The sequence below is a fragment of the Falsigemmobacter intermedius genome, assembly GCF_004054105.1.
Classification (GTDB): Bacteria; Pseudomonadota; Alphaproteobacteria; order Rhodobacterales; family Rhodobacteraceae; genus Wagnerdoeblera; species Wagnerdoeblera intermedia.
This window is the reverse complement of record NZ_SBLC01000015.1, coordinates 80,895-87,282: the sequence shown is the minus strand read 5'-3', so window position 1 is coordinate 87,282 and position 6,388 is coordinate 80,895. Positions and strand designations below refer to the sequence as shown.

5 protein-coding genes and 1 tRNA gene are annotated in these 6,388 nt (G+C 61.6%); 1 reads left to right on the top strand and 5 read right to left on the bottom strand.

The features are described from left to right. Positions 1 to 181 precede the first annotated feature (181 nt). From EP867_RS11995 to pncA, 5 genes are all read right to left on the bottom strand, one after another. A tRNA-Pro gene (locus EP867_RS11995) sits at positions 182 to 258 on the bottom strand. Positions 259 to 314: 56 nt separating this feature from the next. Further along, positions 315 to 1,250 carry a DMT family transporter gene (locus tag EP867_RS11990; protein WP_128489518.1) on the bottom strand — a complete coding sequence of 312 codons (936 nt, stop codon included), beginning with the start codon at positions 1,248 to 1,250 and terminating at the stop codon, positions 315 to 317. Positions 1,251 to 1,335: 85 nt separating this feature from the next. After that, complete coding sequence (gene aspS, locus EP867_RS11985) at positions 1,336 to 3,117, bottom strand: aspartate--tRNA ligase (protein WP_128489517.1); 1,782 nt, start codon at positions 3,115 to 3,117, stop codon at positions 1,336 to 1,338. A gap of 170 nt (positions 3,118 to 3,287) precedes the next feature. Continuing rightward, complete coding sequence (gene pncB / locus EP867_RS11980) at positions 3,288 to 4,580, bottom strand: nicotinate phosphoribosyltransferase (protein ID WP_128489516.1); 1,293 nt, start codon at positions 4,578 to 4,580, stop codon at positions 3,288 to 3,290. Between the two features lie 4 nt (positions 4,581 to 4,584). Continuing rightward, on the bottom strand, positions 4,585 to 5,193 hold the full coding sequence (gene pncA / locus EP867_RS11975; RefSeq protein WP_128489515.1) for a bifunctional nicotinamidase/pyrazinamidase: 609 nt from the start codon (positions 5,191 to 5,193) through the stop codon (positions 4,585 to 4,587). A gap of 198 nt (positions 5,194 to 5,391) precedes the next feature. On the opposite strand from pncA, the gene trhO reads away from it, so the two are divergent. Then, on the top strand, positions 5,392 to 6,366 hold the full coding sequence (gene trhO, locus EP867_RS11970; protein WP_128489514.1) for an oxygen-dependent tRNA uridine(34) hydroxylase TrhO: 975 nt from the start codon (positions 5,392 to 5,394) through the stop codon (positions 6,364 to 6,366). Positions 6,367 to 6,388 lie beyond the last annotated feature (22 nt).

Genomic DNA, 6,388 nt, shown 5'->3' with positions numbered 1-6,388 from the left:
TGGGTCAAATCTCAATGGAAATTATCGCCCCAAATGGGTCAGTTCTAAGCGGCAATCAACACAAAGAGTTTCAGGAAGACAACTAATTGGCCGAAAATGAAAAAAGCGCCCAAGGGCGCTTTATTTCATTCGGGAAGTCTGACTGAAAAGGCAGAACTATCTGCGTCTTTTCATCAGTATATGGTCGGAGCGAGAGGATTCGAACCTCCGACCCCCTGCTCCCGAAGCAGGTGCGCTACCAGGCTGCGCTACGCTCCGACCGTGAGCGGGGGAATACCCCCTGGCGTCGGGGACTGCAAGAGGGCTTTTGAAATTTATTCCGGGTTTTTCGCAGTTTCTGAACAGGTTGAAGTATTTGACTGCGGCACCACCCCGCCGGCGGCCGCGCCTGTCTTCAGCCGTGCCTCACGTAAAACGATGTAAAGCCCGCTGGCAGAGACAATCGCAGCCCCCAGAAGGGTGATGCCATCCGGCGTTTCATCGAAAAACATCGCGCCGTAAAAGATCGCCCAGATCATCTGCGAATATTGCATCGGCGCGACCACCCCGGCCTCAGCGCGGCGATAGGACTGGATCATGAACTGCATCCCCGTGAAGGCCAGCAGGGCCACCAGCGCCATGGTGGCCAGATCCGGTCCGGTCATCGGCACATAGACCAAAGGCAGCGCGAGACCCATCAGCGTGAAATTGGTCATGGTGACATAGATCACAAAGACCGCCGGACGCTCCTGACGGCCGATGCGGCGGGTGATGATGGCCGACATCGCCCCGCAAAGGGCGGCGGCCAGGGCTGAGATATGGCCGATGGAAAAGGCGGAAGTGCCGGGCCGCAGCACGATCAGCACGCCGATCAGCCCCGCGATCACCGCAAGCGCCCGGCGCAGTCCCACCTTTTCTCCCAAAAGCGGCACCGCCAGGACTGTAACCAGAAGCGGTGTTGCAAAAAGAAGGACATAAACTTCCGCAAAGGGCAGCAGCTTGAAGGCGTAAAAGGCCGTCACCGCCCCGAAGGTCCCGGTGATGCCGCGCAGGATCACCCAATAGCGGTTCACCGGCAAAAGCGTGCCCACGGTGCGGTCCGTGGCCAGCATGCCGATCAGCAGCGGAAAGCTGAAACAGGCGATGGTGAAGGAAATCTGGATCGCCGTATAGCGCCCGGCAAGGCCTTTGATCAGCGCATCATGCCCGGCAAAAAGCGCAAAGGAAACAAGCCCCATCAGGGCGCCGGTGGCATTCGGGCTGAGACGCATATCGGGTCCTTATGGGCCCGAAGCGCGGGCCTGCCGGCGAAGATTAGCAACGCCGCCGGCAGGCTCAATGACAATATGTCGCAGCTTACGCTTCTTTGGGGATAACCCGCAGATTAAGCTCGCGCAGCTGGGCATTGGTGGGCTCAGAGGGTGCATTCATCAGCAGATCTTCCGCACGCTGGTTCATCGGGAAGAGGATGACCTGACGGATGTTCTGCTCATCTGCCAGCAGCATGACGATGCGGTCGATGCCGGCCGCACAGCCACCGTGGGGCGGAGCGCCGTAACGGAAGGCTTTGACCATCCCGCCAAAACGCTTCTCGACCTCTTCTTTGCCGTAGCCCGCAATCTCAAAGGCGCGGAACATCACTTCCGGCGTATGGTTGCGGATGCCGCCCGAGATCAGCTCATAGCCGTTGCAGGCGAGGTCATACTGATAGGCATAGATGTCCAGCGGATCTTTGGTGTTCAGCGCGTCAAGCCCACCCTGCGGCATCGAGAAGGGGTTGTGGCTGAAGTCGATCTTGCCGGTTTCCGCATCCTTCTCATACATCGGGAAGTCGACGATCCAGGCGAACTCAAAGCGGTTCAGATCGGTCAGACCCAGCTCAAACCCGATGACGTTGCGCGCTTTACCGGCCACAGCCTCAAAGGCCTCCGGCTTGCCGCCCAGGAAGAAGGCCGCATCGCCCACGCCCAGACCCAGCTGCTGACGGATCGCCTCGGTGCGCTCGGGCCCGATGTTCTTCGCCAGCGGACCAGCCGCTTCCATCGCGCCGTTTTCTTCGCGCCAGAAAATATAGCCCATGCCCGGCAGGCCCTGGCTTTGCGCATAGGCGTTCATGCGGTCACAGAACTTGCGCGAGCCGCCTTTGGGCGCCGGGATCGCACGGATCTCGGTGCCGTCCTGCTTCAGCAGGTTGGCAAAAATCGCAAAGCCCGAGTCTTTGAAATGCTCAGAGACTTCCTGCATTTTGATCGGGTTGCGCAGATCCGGCTTGTCAGAGCCATACCACTTCAGCGCATCTTTATAGGCGATCAGCGGCCAGTCTTTATTGACCGGACGGCCCTTGCCGAATTCCTCAAAGATCCCGGTGATGACGGGCTGGACGGTTGCAAAAACGTCCTCCTGGGTCACGAAGGACATTTCCATGTCCAGCTGATAGAAGTCGGTCGGCGAGCGGTCGGCGCGCGGATCTTCGTCGCGGAAGCAGGGCGCGATCTGGAAGTATTTGTCAAAGCCCGAGACCATCAGCAGCTGTTTGAACTGCTGCGGTGCCTGGGGCAGGGCGTAGAATTTGCCCGGATGCAGACGCGAAGGCACCAGGAAGTCGCGCGCGCCCTCGGGCGAGGAGGCGGTGATGATCGGGGTCTGGAACTCGTTGAAGCCCTGGTCCCACATCCGGTTGCGGATCGAGCGCACCACATTCGAGCGCAGGATCATATTGTTGTGCAGCGTTTCCCGACGCAGGTCGAGGAAGCGGTAGGTCAGACGGGTCTCTTCCGGATACTCCGGCTCACCGAAAACCGGCAGCGGCAGATCATCCGACGGGCCCAGAACCTCAACCGAAAGCGCGTAAACCTCAATCTCACCGGTGGGCAGCTTCGGGTTGACCAGCGCTGCATCGCGGGCCTTCACGCGGCCGTCGATGCGGATACAGGTCTCCGCGCGCAGCTTTTCCAGCGCCGGAAGCGCCGGGCTGTCGGCATCGGCCAGCACCTGAGTGATGCCGTAATGGTCGCGCAGGTCGATGAACAGAATGCCGCCGTGGTCACGCACGCGATGAACCCAGCCCGACAGGCGGACGGTCTCGCCCACATTGGCGCTGTTCAGTCCCGCACAGGTATGGCTGCGATAGGCGTGCATGGGCTTCCCCTTCTTCCGAGGCTCGTGGATCTGAGAGGTGGTGAAACGCTCTGTCGGCCCTAAAGTCAAGGGCACAGAGCGGCGCAAAGGCCTCAGAACGCGCAAAGCCGCCCGCTGTGAGGCGCGGCGGCTTTGGCTTTTTCCAAATACTCCCGCCGGAGGCGAAGGTTTCAGACCTCAACCCGGCGGGCGGTCTGCGCACCGACCCCGAAGACCCGCTTATAGCGTTCGATCTCCTCCGCAGGCCCCATGGCTTTGCTGGGATTGTCGGAAAGCTTCACCGTGGGCCGGCCATTGGCGCTCACCGCCTTACAGACCAGCGAGAAGGGCGCCAGCGCATCATTCGGTACCAGACCGCGGAAGTCGTTGGTCATATTGGTGCCCCAGCCGAAGCTGACTTTCACCCGGCCATGGAACTGACGGTAAAGCCGCTCGATTTCCTCCACATCCAGCCCGTCAGAGAAGATCACCAGCTTTTTCGCCGGATCTTCACCGCGCTCTTTCCACCAGCGGATCGCGGTCTCTGCGCCCTCTGCCGGATCGCCGGAATCAATCCGGATCCCGGTCCAGCTGGCCAGCCAGTCCGGCGCACGCTTCAAAAAGCCTTCGGTGCCGAAGGTGTCGGGCAGCATGATGCGCAGATTGCCGTCATGCTCTTCATGCCAGTCCGCCAGCACGCGGTAGGGCGCTTCGGCCAGTTCCGCATCGCTTTCGGCCAGGGCGGCATAGACCATGGGCAGCTCATGGGCATTGGTGCCAATGGCCTCAATGTCCCGCTTCATGGCGATCAGGCAGTTTGAGGTGCCGGTGAAACTGCGCCCCAGACCTTCCTGCATGGCCTGCACGCACCAGTCCTGCCACAGGAAGCTGTGCCGCCGACGGGTGCCGAAATCGGCGATTTTCACCCGCTCCAGCGTTTTCAGCCGCTCAATCTTCTCCCAAAGCCGGGTCATGGCGCGGGCATAAAGCACTTGCAGCTCAAACTTCCCCATGCCCTTCAGTACGGCGCGCGAGCGTAGCTCCATCAGCACCGTCAGCGCCGGGATTTCCCAAAGCATCACTTCGGGCCATTTGCCTTCAAAGGTCAGCTCATACTGGCCGTCGCGCTTTTCCAGGTGATAGGCCGGCAGCCGGACCTTCTCGAGCCATTCCATGAAATCGGGGCGGAACATCTGCCGCTTGCCATAAAAGGTATTGCCGCGCAGCCAGGTGCTTTCCCCGCGCGACAGCGACAGCGAGCGCACATGGTCAAGCTGCTCGCGCAGCTCCCCCTCATCGATCAGATCGGCCAGCCGCACCGAAGCGGAGCGGTTCTTAACGCTGAAGACCACCTCGGTGTCGGGCTTGTTGCGAAAGATCGACTGACACATCAACAGCTTATAAAAATCGGTGTCGATCAGCGAACGCACGATCGGGTCGATCTTCCAGTTGTTGTTATGCACCCGCGTTGCGATATCCATCATCGGTTCAGCCCTCCAGCACCACGCCCGCGGCGCGCATCCGTTCCGTCATGGAGGCCAGTGAGCCGCCCAGATCAATCCCGCGGCTCAGATCAAGCCGCACGGTGACGTCAAAGCCCAAAGCGCGGGCGTCCAGAGCCGAGAAGGCCACGCAGAAATCCGTCGCCAGCCCCGCCAGCGTCAGTCCGGTGATCCCGCGTGCCCGCAGCCAGCCCTCAAGCCCGGTGCCGGTGGTGCGGTCATTCTCAAAAAAAGCCGAATAGCTGTCGATGCCGCGCCGAAAGCCCTTGCGGATGATCAGCTGCGCGGGCCGCGTGTCGAGGTCCGGGTGAAACTCTGCGCCCGCTGTGCCCTGCACGCAATGCACCGGCCAGAGGGTCTGCGGACCATAAGGCATGGCCACTTCAGAATAAGGCTGCGCACCGGGGTGGCTGGCCGCAAAGCTCAGATGGTCCTGCGGATGCCAGTCCTGGGTCAGTGCGACGGTCTGAAACTCTGCCGCAAGGGCGTTGATCCCCGCCACGATCTGATCGCCTGCCGCCACGGCCAAAGCGCCGCCCGGGCAGAAATCATTCTGCAGATCGATGACAATCAGGGCTTCTGTCGCGTCTCTCACCGCAACCCCCTCCCGCTGGCCGCATTCTGATGTCGTGCCTATGCGTCCCGTGCCCTGGCGTCAATCGCCGCGAAACCCGGTTAAAGCGGAATTTCTACCGCATCTTTGCGCATTTCACCGGGCTCTGCGGCAAAATCTGTGCGGTCACGCGGCGCGCACCCTCTTGCGAAGCGCCGGGCAGGGGCGCAAATGGGGGCCATGTATATCGTCGCCGCGCTCTATCACTTCACCCGCTTCGCCGACCCCGCTGCTTTGCAGGGGCCGCTTCTGGATCTGGCCCGCGCCCATGGCGTGCGGGGCTCTCTGCTGCTGGCGCAGGAGGGGATCAACGGCACCATCGCCGGATCCCGCGCCGGGATCGACGCCATGATCGCCCATATCCGCGCCCTGCCGGGTTGCGCCGATCTGGAGTGGAAGGAAAGCACCGCCTCGGAGATGCCCTTCGGCAAGATGAAGGTGCGTCTGAAGCGCGAGATCGTCACCATGGGCCAGCCCGATGTCGATCCGCGGGCAAAGGTCGGCCATTACGTTGAGGCGAAGGACTGGAACGCGCTGATCTCGGCCCCCGATGTGGTGGTGATCGACACCCGCAATGACTACGAGGTGGCGATCGGCACCTTTGAAGGCGCTGTGGACCCGCTGACGAAGTCTTTCGGTGAATTCCCCGCCTGGTGGGCCGAGAACGCTGAGCGGTTTCACAACAAGCGCGTGGCGATGTTCTGCACCGGCGGCATCCGCTGCGAGAAATCGACCAATTACCTGATCTCGCAGGGCGTGGAAGAGGTTTACCACCTGAAGGGCGGCATTCTGAAATACCTCGAAGAGGTGCCGGAGACCGAGAGCAAATGGCAGGGCGAATGCTTTGTCTTTGACCAGCGCGTCTCGGTCGGCCACGGGCTGGTTGAGGGCGACTACTGCATGTGCCACGCCTGCCGCCGCCCGGTCTCGCCAGAGGGGCGTCAGCATCCCGATTATGAGGAAGGTGTCTCCTGCGCCGCCTGCATCGGTGAATTTGATGAGGCCCGTCGCGCGGGCTTCCGCGAGCGGATGCACCAGATCCGCCTCGCAGAAGCGCGGGGGGTGAGACACATGGGCGATGACAACGCTCAGGCCCGCCAGGCCGAAGCCAAACGCGCCCGGCGCAAGGCCCAGGCTGAGAGCAAAGCAGAGTGATCCGATCCCCCGCCCCTGGCGG

Bases quoted from the DNA above. Each gene is read 5' to 3' on its own strand.
- trhO (WP_128489514.1), top strand. From the start codon at position 5,392: ATGTATATCGTCGCCGCGCTCTATCACTTCACCCGCTTCGCCGACCCC.
- aspS (WP_128489517.1), bottom strand. From the start codon at position 3,117: ATGCACGCCTATCGCAGCCATACCTGTGCGGGACTGAACAGCGCCAAT.
- EP867_RS11990 (WP_128489518.1), bottom strand. From the start codon at position 1,250: ATGCGTCTCAGCCCGAATGCCACCGGCGCCCTGATGGGGCTTGTTTCC.
- pncB (WP_128489516.1), bottom strand. From the start codon at position 4,580: ATGATGGATATCGCAACGCGGGTGCATAACAACAACTGGAAGATCGAC.